Annotated in this window: 14 protein-coding genes; 2 read left to right on the top strand and 12 right to left on the bottom strand. The window is 45.7% G+C overall.

Annotated features, from left to right (window positions below; genetic code table 11):
- Positions 1–60 precede the first annotated feature (60 nt).
- From IUA53_RS08305 to IUA53_RS08275, 7 genes are read right to left on the bottom strand one after another with little or no spacing between them, the layout of a single operon-like run.
- Positions 61–681: a CDP-alcohol phosphatidyltransferase family protein gene (locus IUA53_RS08305; RefSeq protein WP_196899128.1), complete on the bottom strand. Its 621-nt coding sequence runs from the start codon at positions 679–681 to the stop codon at positions 61–63.
- Positions 675–1,334 (bottom strand): ATP-binding cassette domain-containing protein, encoded by a 660-nt coding sequence (locus IUA53_RS08300; protein ID WP_196899125.1) that lies wholly within the window; start codon positions 1,332–1,334, stop codon positions 675–677. The genes IUA53_RS08305 and IUA53_RS08300 overlap by 7 nt, the downstream gene beginning before the upstream one ends.
- Complete coding sequence (locus IUA53_RS08295) at positions 1,331–3,079, bottom strand: ABC transporter permease (protein ID WP_196899119.1); 1,749 nt, start codon at positions 3,077–3,079, stop codon at positions 1,331–1,333. Before IUA53_RS08295 ends, IUA53_RS08300 begins: the two co-directional genes overlap by 4 nt.
- Positions 3,079–4,290 (bottom strand): ABC transporter substrate-binding protein, encoded by a 1,212-nt coding sequence (locus IUA53_RS08290; protein WP_196899117.1) that lies wholly within the window; start codon positions 4,288–4,290, stop codon positions 3,079–3,081. The genes IUA53_RS08295 and IUA53_RS08290 overlap by 1 nt, the downstream gene beginning before the upstream one ends.
- Positions 4,274–5,092 carry a DUF547 domain-containing protein gene (locus tag IUA53_RS08285; RefSeq protein ID WP_442859012.1) on the bottom strand — a complete coding sequence of 273 codons (819 nt, stop codon included), beginning with the start codon at positions 5,090–5,092 and terminating at the stop codon, positions 4,274–4,276. Before IUA53_RS08285 ends, IUA53_RS08290 begins: the two co-directional genes overlap by 17 nt.
- A gap of 4 nt (positions 5,093–5,096) precedes the next feature.
- Positions 5,097–7,250 carry an FAD-dependent oxidoreductase gene (locus tag IUA53_RS08280; RefSeq protein WP_196899464.1) on the bottom strand — a complete coding sequence of 718 codons (2,154 nt, stop codon included), beginning with the start codon at positions 7,248–7,250 and terminating at the stop codon, positions 5,097–5,099.
- A 19-nt stretch (positions 7,251–7,269) separates the two neighbouring features.
- A complete protein-coding gene (locus IUA53_RS08275; protein ID WP_196899115.1) occupies positions 7,270–9,615 on the bottom strand; it encodes a TonB-dependent receptor in 2,346 nt (781 codons plus the stop codon).
- A gap of 161 nt (positions 9,616–9,776) precedes the next feature.
- Between IUA53_RS08275 and IUA53_RS08270 the strand changes: the two genes are divergently transcribed.
- Positions 9,777–10,199, top strand: coding sequence for a DoxX family membrane protein (locus IUA53_RS08270; protein WP_044056926.1), 423 nt, complete (start codon positions 9,777–9,779; stop codon positions 10,197–10,199).
- 8 nt (positions 10,200–10,207) lie between these two features.
- Here the strand turns inward: IUA53_RS08270 and IUA53_RS08265 are convergent, their stop codons facing one another.
- Positions 10,208–10,672, bottom strand: coding sequence for an EVE domain-containing protein (locus tag IUA53_RS08265; RefSeq protein WP_196899113.1), 465 nt, complete (start codon positions 10,670–10,672; stop codon positions 10,208–10,210).
- A 187-nt stretch (positions 10,673–10,859) separates the two neighbouring features.
- Between IUA53_RS08265 and IUA53_RS08260 the strand changes: the two genes are divergently transcribed.
- Positions 10,860–13,100, top strand: coding sequence for a YgiQ family radical SAM protein (locus tag IUA53_RS08260; RefSeq protein WP_196899111.1), 2,241 nt, complete (start codon positions 10,860–10,862; stop codon positions 13,098–13,100).
- A 69-nt stretch (positions 13,101–13,169) separates the two neighbouring features.
- Here IUA53_RS08260 and IUA53_RS08255 read toward each other — a convergent pair whose 3' ends face one another.
- The 4 genes from IUA53_RS08255 to IUA53_RS08240 all read right to left on the bottom strand — a co-directional run bounded on the left by IUA53_RS08255 (position 13,170) and on the right by IUA53_RS08240 (position 17,562).
- Positions 13,170–13,556, bottom strand: a complete 387-nt coding sequence (locus IUA53_RS08255; RefSeq protein ID WP_196899109.1) for a hypothetical protein — start codon at positions 13,554–13,556, stop codon at positions 13,170–13,172.
- Positions 13,557–13,583: 27 nt separating this feature from the next.
- Positions 13,584–15,278 carry a S41 family peptidase gene (locus IUA53_RS08250; RefSeq protein WP_196899107.1) on the bottom strand — a complete coding sequence of 565 codons (1,695 nt, stop codon included), beginning with the start codon at positions 15,276–15,278 and terminating at the stop codon, positions 13,584–13,586.
- A gap of 117 nt (positions 15,279–15,395) precedes the next feature.
- The gene (locus IUA53_RS08245) at positions 15,396–15,878 is read right to left on the bottom strand and encodes a cupin domain-containing protein (protein ID WP_196899105.1); all 483 of its coding nucleotides are present in this window, start codon (positions 15,876–15,878) and stop codon (positions 15,396–15,398) included.
- A gap of 220 nt (positions 15,879–16,098) precedes the next feature.
- A complete protein-coding gene (locus IUA53_RS08240; RefSeq protein WP_196899103.1) occupies positions 16,099–17,562 on the bottom strand; it encodes a PepSY-associated TM helix domain-containing protein in 1,464 nt (487 codons plus the stop codon).
- Positions 17,563–17,565: the final 3 nt, after the last annotated feature.

The following is a 17,565-nucleotide window of genomic DNA, read 5'->3' as shown; positions in this document are numbered from 1 at the left end:
CGCCGTGAACATCATGATGCCCCCTGAAAGATATCAACCCGCTTTGCGTTATAAACACAGCTATTTCTCAAGTGCTTTTAACGTGGTAAAACCAAATACAATGCGGGTAACCACAGTTATAGCGCACGCACCAGCAAAAAGGTACGCCAATGGCGCAAAATAACTGGGCCACAGACAAAACGCGAGAAACACGGCTATAGTTTCTGTGCCCTCAGTTAAACCCTGCATGTAGTAAAAGCTTTTATTTGAAAACTGCGGCCTATCGATATTAAATTTTTCAGCCGCAATGGCAAAGGCAAGAAAACTACTGCCTGTACCGATAAAGCTGGCGATTAATACCAACGCTGGAACGCCCCATTCTTGAGGGTTGGCCATACCAAAAGCCAAGGGTACGGAGGCGTAAAACAAAAAATCCAGACAAATATCTAAAAAGCCCCCTGCACTACTGCTACTGCTTTGATACCTAGCTAGCTCTCCATCAATACCGTCACAAACTCTATTTAAGCAGATGCACGCAAACGCTCCGCTCCATACACCCAAAATAATGAACGGCATTGCAAGCAGACCTAGACAAAAACCCGCCACGGTAATTTGATTTGGCGTCACATTTTGTTTATCAAGCCAACTCACCAAAGGCCTAAGTATTGGCTTAATGTAAGGCGTTACTTTTGCATCTAACATGAAGAAATCTCAATAATTCGGCCACCAGCAGCAACGGCATCATCGCTATCGTGTGTCACCATTAAGGTAGGAATGCCACCTTCTTTTAATTTATTAAACACCCAGGCTCTCATGTGCGAGCGAGTCTCAGGGTCAAGCTTACTAAATGGCTCATCAAGCAATATTGCTTTGGGAGCCGCAGCTAGCGTACGCAGTAGCGCTACGCGAGACTGCTGTCCGCCGGATAAAGATTGCACCGGTCTATTTGCCATTTCATCTAAGCCAACTGAGGCGAGCATTTGAACAATATGGCGTCGTTTTTCATGTTTAGAACGCGTGGCATATTGCAGATTTTGAGCAAGCGCAAAGCCAATATTTTCAGCCACGCTCATATGTTCAAATAAAAAAGGATCTTGAAACATCAGCCCTATTTTACGCTCATAGGGTGCGAGTTCATCAATGCAGTTGTCGTTGAGGTAAATACGCCCTGTTTTCGAAAAAGGCGGCATTAAATGCCCTGCAATTGCCGCCAACAATGTTGACTTTCCCGAACCGCTCGCCCCCATAACAGACACGATTTCCCCCGATTTAATTTCACTATTTAACGTTAATAGCGGTTTGCTTGTATCCAGTTGTTGATTATAAATCGTAAGACTATCCAACTTTAACGTCATACGCCCCTTGCCCTCTTAAAAAAATTCAAACGCTCACTAGGCGAGAAAAGACGCGGAGACAACCACCACGCTAAGCTAAAAAACAACCAAGGTAATAGCGCTTGAATAACCACATATACCGCAGTTAAACGGCGACTGCTTCCAGACGCCAATGCCACAGCTTCTGTGGTAATCGTCGTATACTGCCCGGCAGCTACTAACAACGTAGGCAAATATTGCGCAACACTTATTGCTATACCTAACGCAAGGGCAACCAATAACGGGCTAATTAAAAGCGGCAGTTTTATTTGCGTAAATACCTGCCAAGGTGTTTTTCCTAAACTCGACGCAACTTGTTCGTAGCGCGAGTCTAACTTTCGATACGCCACTGCCAGTGAGATGAACACATAAGGCAGCACGTAAACCAAATGCGCAATAAACAGTGATAGAAAAATAGTGTCAGGCAAAAAGCGTTGCTGAAACCATACTAACCCGTACAAAAAGGCCACACCGGGTACCAATAACGGAAGAAACAGTAAGACAGCGAATACTTTAGGGGAATAACCTATGGTGTTGTCTTTGCCATGAGCACTTTCAAACTCTAGCGTCAACAACGTAAGCACCACTGCAACCACGCTGACGCTTCCTCCTAACACTAGTGTATTTAATACCACTGGCCCCAGGCTACCCAATGCTGTTTGCCAATGCAGTAGAGTAATGCCATCAGGAAGCAACGACGAAAATGTCCAATATGTGGAGAATGACCACATGATCACACTGAATAACACCAACGCACTGACGATGGCGTAAAGGGTTAAAATACCCGCGGCAAAAAATCTCACCATGTGTTTAAACAGGCCACTTTCTTTACTCAAAAAATAGGTTTTTGAAAAAAGCCCTATTCCCTTTTCTATCAAGCACCACACCAGTAGAGCACTTAACGTGACACCCACTTGAATCATGGCGGCAGCACTCGCCTGAAAACGCAGACTAAGATCCACATGATTAAACCACTGTACAACTGCCACGCCAAGGGTTGCAGGGTTATTTGGACCTAACAACAAAGGTATTTCCACATTTGCCGTCGAAAATGCCAATACGGCTAATATAGGCAATCGAATTTGCGGATAAATAACAGGCAACACCACTTTAAAAAAAGCAGACTCACGTGAATTCCCCATCATGATCGCCGCTTTACTGTACCCTTGCACGGCTTTAACCACCTGGGGCTGTGCCATCACACCCAACGCCATTAGCAGGATAAACGGCAGTTCTTTTAACGCTAACGCAAAGACAATGGCCACACCGTGTTCATCATAAGGAAAAACCCAGTTAACCGGCACCAATCCATATTCCCCTACCCCAAATTGATTTAACAGCTTGCTAAACAACCCCGCTGGAGAGAGAACAAACAGCAGTGCAATAGCAATGCCGGCATGTGGCAGCACCAACAAAGGGCTTATTAGCCGCTGAACACGTGATAACAGCGTTGTGTTATACAGAAAGGCCAGAATGACAAAGGTGCCCGTTACGGCAATGACAGTCGCCATCACCCCCGTGGTAAAAGAAAGCTGAATCATCTTAAGGTTAGAGGGCTGGGCAAAAAATGCGTGAAATGCCTGCACATTGAACTGTTCACTGCCTAATGCAGGGAAATAACCAAAAGCAGGTAGAATAACCCCCACCACCCCGGCGGTAATGGGCACAAATAACACGGCCATAAAAAGTAGGCTCGCGCCCTGGGTATAGCGCTCAAAGACCGTCATTAAAAATAACCTTGATAGCGCGTGAACCAAGCCTCTTTTAGTGCTTCTGTCCAACTTGCGTGAGGTTCTGCAAAAAGCGGCACAGACGCGTCAGAAGGTAAAGCAGAGGGGTGTTTATTGTGTTGTTTAAACAGTGCTCGTTGCGCCTCATTCAGCATGGCCATATCCAACACTGTGTCATCCCCCCATGTTTGTAACTGCATTTTCTTCGCTTGTGCCCGAGGCGATAACAAAAAATCCACCACGACTGTAGCCTCTTCGAAATGCGCCGCGTTAAACGGAATACCAATAAAATGCACATTGGCAAGGCTACCGTCATTCATGGCGTAAGTGCGAACACTAGGCGGCAAATCGTAACGGTTAACCGCGCTAGGAATTTCTGCGGCAGTAAACGAAAAAGCAAGCCATAATGACTCGCTATCCATTAAACGTTGTAACTCAGAGGCCTGACGCACGCGGTATTTCCCTTGTTGCCACATTGTTGGGTGCAGTGCATCTAAAAAGGTCCATAAGGGTTCAGATAATTGCTTGAATGCCTCCGGCGTTACCGGCTCATATAACCTATCGCGGTGTTGATTGTTTAAAGCAATAAGCGCGTATTTTAAAAAACTAATGCCTAGATAATCACTGGGCAATGGATAAGTGAAACGCCCTGGATTTGCCTTAGAAAACTGCAATAATGCCGGCAGGGTTTTAGGAGGATGGGGCAACAATACACTATTGTGATAAAAAACCATTGCAGCTTTACCCCATGGCGCTTCTTGCCCTTCTGTAGGTAAGCCAAAGTCGGTTACCATGGCGGGATTTTCCGTGGCGTTGGTGAGCGAAAAATGAGTAAGCGTGGCCACCCAATTTGATTTTAATAAACCATGGCGTTGCATGGCAGCAAAGTTTTCGCCATTAATCCAAATGAGATCCACGCTGCCATTATCAAGATTGCCCGCCGCCTTTTCAGCCAACACCCGAGACACCGCGTCACTGGTATCCGCCAGCTTTAAATGATTTAAATCGATATTATGTAGCCGCTTAACCTCTTGCTTCACCCATTGCAAATAACTATTAACTTGCGCACTGCCGCCCCATGCATGAAATTGAACGGTATCGCCGTTCGCGTTAGCACATAGCAAACTTAACACTACACAGGCAAACCCAAGTAGTCTTTGGCGCAATGCCGCAACACCTTGGAATTTGCGCTTATTTCGCCCGATCATTCAATGCCCAGTCGTAATCGGAAAATCCAATGTTTAAGGTGCCCGCCCTTAATGCTCTTTGCTGCACCTCAGTTAAATCCAATGCGCTTACATATAACAATAAAAAGCCATTTAATGAGGTAGCCCCTCGCCAAGGCGCTTCAAAATCATCGCGATACCAATCAAATATTTTTGAAACCTTTAAGGTATTACCCTCAATATAATGCCTTGAATTATCAGACAGAAAACGTTGCGTTTGCGATTCGAGTTGCTGCGATAATTTGGCTTCTGTATAGGCTTCCTCGCGTAAGGCGGGGCAGCCTATACTGGCACAATTAACCGCGAAGTGAATGCGGGGTTCTTGATATTTGTTGCCACCGCGAATAAGGGTGTGCTCGATATTATCCAAGGTGCGCGTTTTCCCTAAAAGCGGCGCAAACGCCTGTTTCCAAGGTGAAGAAAAAAAACCACCGATATCTCGAATTGAGCCAATATCGGGGTAATGTTCAATAATCAACGCCAGTGTGTAAGCATTGTATGCGTTAATCAAAAAGGCAAGTTGTCTGTCTTTATTCCAACCTGCAAACGTGGCCGTATCGATAGCGGCTAAGGCAGATAAATACCCGTCTAATTCTGATTTATCCTTTGCTAATGCGGCGTAATCTACCTGGGTACTTTTACCATCATTAATGGCGACAACGTGCTTTTGTAATAACTGGTCAAAAGGCGCATGCAAGTTAATTTGGGCAAAGGATGGCGTAGCCACGAAACACAAAGTAAATAACAGACACCGTATGGCTAGCCCATTGTGCATAGCATTCATCACCTTATCCTCTACGCCACGTATGAAATTTTTCAACGTAGGTAAGTAGCTTTTCTGGCGCATTGGCGCGCTTCCAGTTTCCCGCAGCATATTTAGCACCTTCTGCCCACGTGGGGTACGTATGAATAGTGCCTAGGATTTTGTTTAACCCTAACCCGTGCTTCATGGCGATAACAAATTCTGCTAGTAAGTCACCGGCATGCTCTGACACAATAGTGACACCTAGAATTTTATCTTTCCCAGGTGGCGTCAACACTTTAATAAAGCCTTTTCGCGCGCTTTCGGCTACCGCTCTATCCAATTCTGCAAATTCGTAGCGTGTCACCTCAACCTCTATGCCCTTTTCCTGCGCTTCGGTTTCATTAAGACCCACCCGGGCCACTTCGGGGTCGATAAAAGTGGTCCATGGAATCACACGGTAATCCACTTTAAACTTCTTAAAGCTGCCAAATAAGGCATTAACGGCTGCGTACCACGCCTGATGGGAAGCTACGTGAGTAAACTGATAGGGCCCAACCACGTCTCCTGCAGCAAAGATATTGGGCATTATTGTTTGTAAATATTCATCGGTATCAATGGTTTTATCGAAGGTGATGCCTATTTCTTCTAATCCAAAACCTTTCAATCTGGCTTTTCGTCCAACTGCAACTATGACTTCGTCGTAGGCAACCGTGTGTTCCCGCCCCTCTTTAGCCACGACTAACACTTTTTCTCCGTTTTGCAATTCAAAGCGAAGCGCATCGTGGCGAGTGAGTACCTTAACGCCACTTTCTCGCAAAACAGAATCGGCGTATTCCGCCACATCAACGTCTTCACGCCCCATTAAACGTGGTGCGCGTTCTATTTGCGTTACCTCGCTACCTAGGCGAGCAAATGCTTGTGCAAGCTCACAACCAATAGGGCCTCCACCTAGCACGATTAAACGTTTAGGTGCAGTGTCTAATTGCGCAAATTTCTGCCATAAGGTATCAGAGGTTACATAGCCACTGTCCTCTATACCGGGTAAATCGGGTACAAAAGGGCTAGCGCCCGTAGCAACTACAATATTTTTCGTGGTTAATGTTTGCGTACTACCATCGCTTTTACGGATATCAACGGTCCAAGGGTCTCGAATTTTTGCGTACCCTTTAACAACATCAACACCTAGGTTGGTGTACCTTTCTACACTGTCGTTAGGCGCTATAGCCGCGATAACCTCATGCACTCGCGCCATGACCCTCTTAAACGACATGCTAGGCTCTATAGCGTTAAGGCCATAATTGTCGGCGTTTCGCATTTGGTTGGCTACTTTGGCAGTTTTAATAATGGCTTTACTGGGTACACAACCGTAGTTCAAACAGTCTCCTCCCATTTCGCCCGCTTCTACCAAGGTAACTTTGGCTTTTACCGCAGCTGCAATATAACTGGTTACCAAGCCTCCCGCGCCTGCCCCAATTACCACCAAATTACGGTCAAACTTTTTAGGTTTAGTGTAACCCTTATATACCCGTCGACGATTCACTATTGCGACAATGGCCTTGGCAATCCAAGGGAATAGACCTAAAAGAACGAATGAAAAGATAAGTGAGGGGGAAACAATACCTGACAAGCTCTGTATTTGCGCTAACTGGGTTCCCGCATTCACATAAACCGCAGTGCCCGCTAACATGCCAAGTTGACTTACCCAGTAAAACGTACGCACTTTAAGGGCAGTTAACCCCATTAACAGGTTAATTAAGAAAAAGGGGAAAACAGGCACTAATCGAAGCGTAAAAAGGTAAAATGCCCCTTGTTTTTCCACCCCTTCATCAATCTTGTTCAACTTATCCTTAAATTTATTCCGAACCGTGTCTCTCAAGATAAAACGCGCTACTAAAAACGCCAATGTCGCCCCTATGCTTGAGGCAAACGAAACAATAATAAGCCCCTGCATCAAGCCAAATAACGCACCCGCGGCGAGGGTCAGTATGGCGGCGCCGGGCAAAGATAATGCAGTGACGGCCACATAAATTGCGAAGAATGTGGCAATACTTAATACCGGGTTTTGTGCAATTTGAGACTGAAAAGTATCTAGCGACCCTTTCATTCCTTCTAAGGTCAAATAGGTATTTAAATCAAAATAAAAGAAACCGAATATGGCAGCGGCAATAACCGTAACTAGCACTAATTTTTTAAACATCATTGGTCCTTAATTGCGCTTAAAACGCATACTGCATCGTGAGTTGTAAGTGTCTTGGCACATTCGGCATCACGAGTGTAGCGCCAAAGTATCCGCCTTCAAACACAGGCTGCCAATTTTCTTCATCGGTCACGTTGATAATGTCAGCGCGAAGCCTTAGTTGCTCGTTCACACGATAATCGGCATTGATATCTAACGCTATTTGGTCACGAATATACACGGTTTGCAAAAAATCGAGTGGAAATGATTTGGTGTAAAGAAAGCTAGCGCCCACCGCAAACTTTCCATTCACTTGCCAACCTGCATTCAGTGAGGCTATCTGAGAAGGGATCCCTTGCACCCGTGTATTTGACGGTGCGAATGCCGCAAAAGAAGGCGATCCTACGCCTGTACCTTCGATGATATCCGGGCGGCTACTGTCAAATACGTCAAGCACTTGCGCGGTTTCCTGAAAGGCCGCAGAGTCATCAAACCTCGCATCAAGATAGCTGTAAGCCCCATTCACCCAAACCTGTTCGTTTTGGTAAAATACTTGTAGCTCTGCACCTTGCGTGGCAATACCACTGTTGCTGCCATCACGATTTCGCAAACTGCGGGTTTGGTCGAATAACGACGCTTCTGCATACCAGCGATCATTGGGTGTCAGTTTAACGCCCACTTCGTATAAGGTATTTTCCGTAGCAAAGTTAAGCGGGTTTATTTGATTATCAGCACCTAGTACCGTTCCACCAGCCATACTGTTAGAGGTAGCATCATTTTCTGAGAATACAGCGTAAAGGTTTATTTTCTCAGTTAACCCGTATACCGCACTGAGCTGATAACTGGTTAGCGTATCACTATAATTATCAGAAGCAGCCTCTACACCTTCCGGCGCTAATGGGTCTTGCGCCGCTACGTCATAGTAATCTAGCCTAATCCCCGCCACTGTCGTTAACCGTTCGCTCCACTTTGATTGCTGTTGAAGCATCAAACCGGATTGCCACGCCCGTGAATCCGTTGTATCGGATAGGTTGAAATCGCCATTACCGTCACCGTCTACATCATATTGTGCACCAGGGGACACAAAGACGTTGGGGCGAATTTCAACAAGACGTGCTTTTTGCGCGTCAGTAAGAGGAATAACGCGGTTAGATAAAGGCCCCGTTAAATCAATGGGGTTGTCTGCTTCCGTGGTAAATTGACTGTAGCCCAGAACGTCGTTTAAGCGCAGCGCTAGCCCCACCGTAGTGGTTTGTGACGTCGACCAGGTGTAATCTAATTCGCTTCGATTTTCAAAAGTGTGCGCGCCATCAATGATTTCAACGAAGCTATTTTGGGCAATTTCTTCCCGTTCTAAATATTGATAATAACTAAGGTTTCTCAGTTTTATTTTCGGAGAATATTGATAGGTGAGATGGCTGCGTAATACGGTGGTATTTGCACCATTTATATCATCCGGGTGAGTAAACACACGATGGCGTGGAATTTTCACTTCGCCGGTAGGAGACACTATGGCTCCCGCTCCTGGTACCTCACTCCCATTGGCCTGCACGCCCTGCCCTGTAATATATACGCCATTATCTATCAGGTCTTGCGTCGGACGATTGATACCCGCATTATCAGGGTAATCCGTGTCGTAATACTCCCCACTGATATCCCACGTTAGCGCTTCGCTGGGGGTATAACGATAGGCAATAAAAAGGTTAGTACTTTCTGTTTCTACAAAATCGTAAAAGCTGCCTTCATTGACATATTCGGCGCTGAGACGAAAACCGCTTTCCCCTTCTTTAATACTTTGCCCGTAGTCTACTTGTGCGGAGTATTGATCCCATCGGGCTGCACGAAAAGTCGCTTTACCTTCGCGCCCCAAGGTGGGTGCAACCTTGGTTTGTAGGTTAACAAACCCGCCGTTACGCTGAGTGCTTCCAAACAAAATGGGCGATGGCCCTTTTACGACGTCTAACTGTTCCACACTGTTAAACGACAACGGAAGCCCAAAGCCATTATTACCGGCTTGCCGGCGGATACCGTCTTGAAAAAGTTCACCCAACTGACCACGAATACTTGGCAAGCTAGGCGTACCAAAGCCACTAGACGCATAAGCATTAGGCGCAGCTTTAACGATATCGTGAAGATCATTAATATTTAACGCCACCATTGCTTCTTTCGACAATGAGGTAACGGAACGAGGCGTGTTTGCCGCACTTAAGCTTTCGCCAAATAGCCCACGAAGTGAGTTATCAGCGGGGTTCATATTCAATAACGACGACGCGTTGCCCTTAACTTCTACTATTTCTATTTCATTTTCTGTGAGTTGTTGAGCAGAGATGCCCTGACTAACTGCAAGGGCGAGCGCACTTAAGGCAAGGCCAACGACGTTTTTCATGTAATTTTCCGTTTTTAATTCTTATTTGACTAGACCGATACGCATTTTAAAAAATTTCAGAACACTTTTTATTTTCAGAAAATGAATATAAATGAAAGTTTAAACTTGAACGGTCGTTCTATATCATTAGACTAAAGTATAGAAACGAAATTGGAGTACTCATGCAAAACCCTCAGCAAGATCCCCTCTCTTTAACCTCCCGCCTTAGTTGGGCCTTACTCTCTCTGCGCGTAGCCGTATTTATTGTGATGTTTGTTTGGACACTAGATAAATTTGTCAACCCAGCCCACAGCATGAAAATTTTCGAAAAGTTTTATTCGATTGGCGGTGTGCCAGAAACAGCGGTATATGTATTAGGCGCCTTTCAACTTGCTTTGGTATTAGCATTCGTGGCTGGCTTTGCAAAGCGTTACACCTACGGATTAGTGTTCCTTCTCCACGGTGCCTCAACCTTGTCATCATTCCAACAATACTTTGACGCCTTCAATCACTTACTCTTTTTTGCAGCATGGCCGATGTGGGCAGCGTGCTTTGCCCTTTATTTACTAAGAGATGCAGACACTAAATTCGCCATGAGTCATTAAAAGCCTCGTTATTGAGTGGCAGCGCGATAAAGTGCATGCCATTCATTTTCTTCCACGGGCATTATCGACAGCCTGTGCCCCTTTTTCACTAACCCCACCTCCATCACCTCCGGTAAGGACTTTATGATTTTTAACGGCAATACGGTGTTAAACTTTTCAACAAACTTCACATCTACCCGGTACCACCTCGGCGCATCTGCTGATGCTTTTGGGTCATAATATTTCGACTCGGGGTTAAATTGTTCAGTGTCCGGATAACCCGCTTTTACCACTTCAGCAACACCGGCAATACCTACCTGTTTGCAACTAGAATGATAAATAAATACCTTGTCGCCCAGTTGCACCTTGTCTCGCAAAAAATTTCGCGCTTGATAATTTCTTACGCCATCCCACGGTTCAGTTTGCTGAGGTCGCGCCGCTAAATCATCAATACTGAAAGCATCAGGTTCTGTTTTAAATAGCCAAAAACCCATTAATCTCTCTCACTCATGGTTAATTTGTGAGGCATAAGTATACAAACTGGGGTTATTTAATGATAGCGGGATACCGTAGCGAAGCGCTAACTGTTATAATCGCCTCACATGTCTTGGTGCCAACGCTTGCTAAGTAGAACCGCTAGCCTACGCACAGACCCCATTTCTTTTTCTATGTGTGAATGTTATGCAAGCCACCATTAAAGCCGATCGCGGCCTATTTTCGTACCCTAAATATTGGCCACATTGCCTAGGCACTGCGCCCTTTCTTCCCATGTCAAAAGACGAGATGGATGCACTGGGTTGGGACAGTTGCGACGTCATATTGGTCACTGGCGACGCGTATGTAGATCACCCTAGCTTCGGCATGGCTGTTATAGGTCGTGTACTTGAAGCCCATGGCTTTCGCGTAGGTATCATTTCGCAGCCCGATTGGAAAAGTAAAGACGACTTCATGAAGTTAGGTAAACCTAACTTATATTTTGGCGTCACGGCGGGAAACATGGATTCCATGATAAACCGCTATACCGCAGATAAAAAGCTGCGTCACGATGATGCTTACACGCCAGGCAATGTGGGCGGGAAACGCCCCGATCGTGCAGTTACCGTTTATTCTCAGCGGTGTCGTGAAGCCTTTAAAGGCGTGCCTGTTATTGTGGGTGGTATTGAAGCCAGTTTGCGCCGAATTGCACATTATGATTACTGGAGTGAGAAAGTTCGTCGCTCTGTATTGTTCGATTCCAAAGCAGATATGCTCTTTTTCGGTAATGCTGAACGCCCCCTTGTAGAAGTGACACACCGCCTTGCTGCTGGTGAAGATATTGCCGATCTTAGAGACATTCGCGGTACCGCCATTATTGTTAAAGAAGCGCTACCTGAATGGCAAGGTGTGGATTCAACCTCGTTGGACAAACCGGGTAAAATCGAACCCATTCCTAGCCCTTATCAGATGGAGCCTGAATGCGACTCGCAGGATAAGAATGCCAGTAATAGCGAAGCGCCAGAAGCCGCCCCTATTGTGATTCAGCCTCCACAAAAGGAAAAAGAGAAACGTAAGCCTTGGGAAAAGGTGTATGTGAAACTGCCTGCTTACGAAACGGTAAAAGACAATAAAACCCTGTATGCTCATACGTCGCGTATTCTCCATCAGGAAACCAATCCCGGATGTGCACGGGCGTTGATGCAGCGTCATGCTGATAGACATATTTGGATAAACCCACCGGCTATGCCTCTTGAAACTGAAGAGATGGACGCCGTGTTTGATTTACCTTATCAACGGGTGCCTCATCCTGTCTACGGCGATGCTAAAATTCCGGCGTACGACATGATACGTTTTAGTATCAATATTATGCGTGGCTGTTACGGCGGTTGTACTTTTTGTTCTATTACAGAGCATGAAGGCCGTATTATTCAAAGCCGTTCTGAAGATTCTATTGTTCGTGAAATAGAACAAATTCGAGATACAGTGCCAGGTTTCACTGGGGTGATCTCTGATCTTGGTGGCCCAACGGCCAACATGTATCGTCTGCGCTGTAAAAGTCCGAAGGCAGAGGCAACTTGTCGTCGTCCTTCTTGCGTGTATCCAAGCATTTGTGCGCACATGGATACAGACCATAAACCCACCATCGACCTGTATCGCCGTGCACGTAATTTGCCTGGTATCAAAAAGATTTTGATCGCCTCAGGTGTGCGTTACGACTTAGCAGTAGAAGACCCTGAGTATGTCAAAGAACTTGCCCTTCACCACGTTGGCGGCTATTTAAAAATAGCCCCTGAACATACCGAAGAAGGGCCGCTTTCTAAAATGATGAAACCGGGAATGGGCAGCTATTATCGTTTCAAAGAGTTGTTCGACAAATACTCTCAAGAAGCAGGTAAGAAGCAGTATCTTATCCCCTATTTTATTGCATCGCATCCGGGTACCACCGACGAAGATATGTTGAGCCTCGCGATTTGGCTTAAGGAAAATAAATTTAAGCTTGATCAGGTACAAAATTTCTACCCTTCGCCCATGGCCACCGCAACCACTATGTACCACACAGAAGTGAACGCCTTGCGTAAAGTGACCAAGGACAGCGAAGATGTCCCTTCTGCAAAAGGTGAAATTCACCGTAGATTGCACAAAGCCATGTTGCGATATCATGATCCGAAAAACTTTGCGCAAATTCGTGATGCCCTGACAAAAATGGGACGTGAAGATTTAATTGGGCGAGGACCACAGCATTTAGTGCCCCCTGAAACCGCCAATGAAAAGCGTCAAAAGGCGAGTAAAGGACGAAAAGGTGAACGCGCATTAACTAAGCACACAGGGTTACCGCCTTCGTTTCAGCGTAAAGGTAAATCGAATGGCAAGTCTTCGGCTAAAAATAATGGCCAATCAAATAGAAGACAAAATACAAAGCCAACAAATGCAGGCAGTAAAAGATAACCGAGCACAATAAAAATCGCCGCGTACGGACAAACCTTTACGCGGCGATTTTCGTTTTGTTACGACGGTTTACTTGGCTTTACTTTGCGCCACACACGCCACGGTGGGTAATTCCAATTCAACCTGAGAAGTGTCATCTCGTATTAGGCACATGTCGGCCAACTTTAATAGAGTAAAACTTCTGGCTGGATTGTTATGTCTACCGTCTATGATAAGACCACGACTATCTACCGCAGATTGACGCTCAACGGTCATTGAGTGTTCATTGATAAAGACATCATCAGCCAAGGTGATGCTTTTGCCTCCCATAAATTCGCTAACGGCATCGACAATAGCCTGTTTCTGCGCTTTATCCGTAGCGACGCGGTTAGCATAGTAGCGTTCGCTTTCCATTGCCATGGTTGTGCACCCCGCGGCCCCAATTGTGGCCACTACCACACTGATAAATGTCTTCATAATCAATATTCCTCGCTTCATTCGCCGCTACTCCGGCTGTCGTATTGGCGTGGATATTTTATTGTGAAGAAAAATGGACGATTTAAGTTCATTTGGACGCTTAATCGATAGACCATCATCCCGACCTAAACTGTTGTTCTGCAACTGAGATGTTGAAGAAACCGTGACTGCCGGACACGAGCCCGTAGCGGAATGCGCTAATGCCGTACTTAGCATTGCTTCTTCAGGGTCCCCTAACGCGGCACTAAAGTCATCAGAAACCGTACAGCCAGGAAGCTCAAAGTCGAAGTTTGGTGATGACGATGGAATAAAACCATCCGCATAATCGCCGAACCCTTTTGCATTTACGCCTTGGAACTGAATAGTAAAATAGGTGGTACCGCAGTTATCCGTAGGATAGAAGCCGTAGGGTTTACCACAGGTTGCAGAGCCAATCTGCACAACCTCTACGTCAATACCACGCAGTGCGTTAATCACCGCCTCACTGGCGGAACACGTCGAGTCAGTCGTAATCACATATATCTTACTTAGACTGACGCTAGGCAGCAGGGTATTGATGAAAACACCGGCGTTGTAATCAATTTCGTATTGGTAAAAGGGCGTGGGCTGTATCTCGTTACCCGAAATGGGATCGTAATCTGGGTGCTTATCATTAAACTGCAGGGTTTCGAAGATCATGCCATTCGTTTGATTAGGGCCGGCAATCATATAAGACAGTTGGGACGCTAACGCAAGTAGCCCTCCACCGTTGTAGCGTAAATCAATCACAAGCTCAGTAATGTTCTCGTCGATAAAGGTTTCAAAAGACGCAATTAAGTCGTCTTGCGCAGTACGGTTAAACGTATTGAATTGAAAATACCCGACTTTCCCGCTTTCAGTATCTAGTACCTTCGTATTTTGCACAGGCGACACCACAATATCTTCCGACGTTAGGGTTTCCGTTAGCACACTGCCATCCGCCAATTCAAAGTCAAAGGTTGAAGACTGGCCACTTTCGGCAGGGAAAAGCGCGTCGTTGAGTGCATCCACCCCCGCTTGTGTATTGTCGTTAACAAAGTCGATTCCATTCACACGCAAAAGCGACGCGCCCCGAGGAATAACCGCGAGGGCGGCTGGCGATCCTGGTTCTGTGTATCTCACCACCAATTGACGTGGTGGAGTACTACTAACAAATTCCCATGAAAACCCGTAAGAGGACGTTACTCCGGTTTGCGCTAAGGTATTATATTCATCAGTAGGTTGAGAGAAGTGAAAATTATCTTTCGCAGAACCGGTGGGCGTAACCCCATTGGTTTTAAGCTGAGCAAAATAGGCCTCAACGGTGAAATTTTCAGGCGGATTGTCGTCAACTTCGTCATACCAAAGGTACGTGTTGTTCGTCCAAGAACGCAGCCAAAGTTTTTCTTCTAAGGCTGAGCCTTCCGTATCAGGATAGTCTTCTCCCGTAAAAGGATCTATTCCTGTACGCGGTGTTTCACATCGCGCGATAAAGTTTGAAGCATCCTCGTAAACACCCGCTTCCCACGTAGGCTCGTCTGGCGTGGTGGGCGTTGTTGGTGTCGTAGGTGTCGTAGGTGTTGTAGGTGTCGTAGGTGTCGTAGGTGTCGTAGGTGTAACAGTATTATTATTGCTAGAGCCACTTCCGCCACAGCCGCTGATAATACCCGCTGCTAATATGACGGCAATCGCCCTCGATAATGTGGATACTTTAGATAATTTCACAACCTCTCCTTTTGCATATCTTAAAGCTGTTTTGCTTTATTCTTAATTATTGTTGCAAAATCATACTGCCATACTTATTCACGAACATCCATGCTCGTAAATATTTGTAACAATATTTTAGTTTGCCTCTTCCCCTTCTGGTTTATTCATAACAGGAACGCCTTTGCTCTGCCACTTAAACACCACAAAAACCAAATCTTCCTCGCCGGTATTTTTTACACCATGACCGTCCCAGGGGGCAGCATAGAGAAGATCTCCCGCTTTAGCCTTAAAGACCTTACCTTCTACATTCCACTCCCCCGTTCCTTGCGTAACTAACAAAAACTCCTCATCTGAATGCTTATGGGGGGGATGTATTTCCTTATCTGCCTGTATCACTGCCATTCCCACTAAAGACGGCGACGTTCCCACGGTTTCATCATTAAAATATTGATAAAAAACCCAACCATCGCCTTTGTCCACCACCGCTTTGTCTTGAGGAAGCACGAAGCTTGGGGTGTTTTCGGCCCTTGCATAAGTAAAAGTGGCCGCAGTGGCGATGGCGGTTAACGCAACGAAGGTCGTCACTAGTGTGTGTTTTATAGTTTCTGAAATCTTCATATTCAAGCTTCCTTAAAAGTGATTACGTGTCACAAATGCGCCAATGAGAAAGCGCTTTCCTGATACGTTATGTCAAGTACATGTTAAATACAATATGGAAAACCGTTATGGGTTAAGGAAAGTTCACGCTTGCGATGGGGAAAGACGTATTTATCTAAGTGTGCGTAAAACAAAAAACCCCACGATGTGGGGCTTAAATTATCATTAGAAAAGGAAGACGTTATGCTGTGGTTTCCCTCGCGGGTGAAGAAGGCTGCAAATTGATGTCATTTTGCATACCTTCTCGTTTAAGTAGCGTATTTGCGCGCAATACACTCCACACAACATACGCCAGCATTGGAATATTAAGCTGAAGTGAAGCAACATTGAAACTAGCTTCGCCATGTACCACGACATACAGGGTAAGAAGCAATAACACACTAAAGCCAGATATCAGCAGCCAAACGGGTTTAGTCATGCGCTTGAATACCACTGTTAACACTGTATTCACTGCCATCACACACCAAAACACGGCAATCAATGAGCCAGAAATAAACATATCGGCTATTGCAGTAAGCGCTAAAGCACTCACACTGCCCCATACCACACTGTACCAGAGTCTACTCGCTAGCGGAGGGTGTGCTTTTTTAGATAACCAAACTTCCATACCTGATACACAAAGCATGGTGAGCATGACACCTAAAACAAAATACAGCCATTTGCTTGTCATGCCAGCAAAATCACCGAAGTGCAGTCGATACATTGCCCATACCAGTTGCTTGCCCCATTCACCAAATTCGTACCCGGCAACACCAACGAAATTCCCAGCCGTATCAAAGCGGTACCCTTCCGCGTAAATCATACGATTCGGCGCTTTAGCGTAAATTTCAATGAACTGCTCAGGCTCACCCACTTCATGTACCGTTAAAAATATTGGCGACTTTTCAGGTGCGAGTGTTGCCATTTGCGCAAACGCTTTTCCTATTGCAGGCTTACCTTCCTGAGGTGCTAAGACAGGGTCAGGGGTGAAAATTTGGTTCACAACTGCATCTCTATCCCCGTTGTAGTTTAACGTCGCAACGGTGACTAAAATAATGCCAGCCATGCCAAAATAGGCCCCTGTGATACCGATCACTAAATGAAAAGGGGCAGCCCACAGGCCAAAACGATTGTGAAGATCAATTTGCGCTTGCTGCCCATTACCTCCACGGCGAAGTTTAAACGCATCTTTGCTCATTCGCTTATGGGCGATGATGCCTGTTATCACCAAGGTACAAATAATTGCACCAAGCGCACTGACTAAGATCATGCCCCAACTCTGTGGCAAGTTTAAATAGAGGTGCAAATCCACCAGCATTTGGGTAAATGACACACTCTCCTCTTCTAGTAAGTTACCTTCTTGGTCAGCAAAATACGCTTTGTGGTCGTTTTCTACGACCAAGCGCGGAATGTCTGAGGTAGGAAACACCACATATAAATGGTGAGATTCCTCTGGGTTTTGGGCCAAAAAGGTATCCATCGCTTTTTCAATGACCTGGGGGGACACATTGTCCATTTCTTGAATATGAGGTTGTTCCCAACGTTCAAATTCCAAGTGAAAAACCGCTACCGTGCCCGATAAGCACACCAGAAATAAGAGCACGCTTAAAAATACGCCCACCCAATTGTGTGCGTTTAATGCGTTTTGTTTTGTCGTTTTATCCATTGT

The sequence above is a fragment of the Alteromonas sp. B31-7 genome, from assembly GCF_015767655.1.
Taxonomy (GTDB): domain Bacteria; phylum Pseudomonadota; class Gammaproteobacteria; order Enterobacterales; family Alteromonadaceae; genus Alteromonas; species Alteromonas australica.
This window is presented reverse-complemented; position numbering and strand designations above follow the sequence as displayed.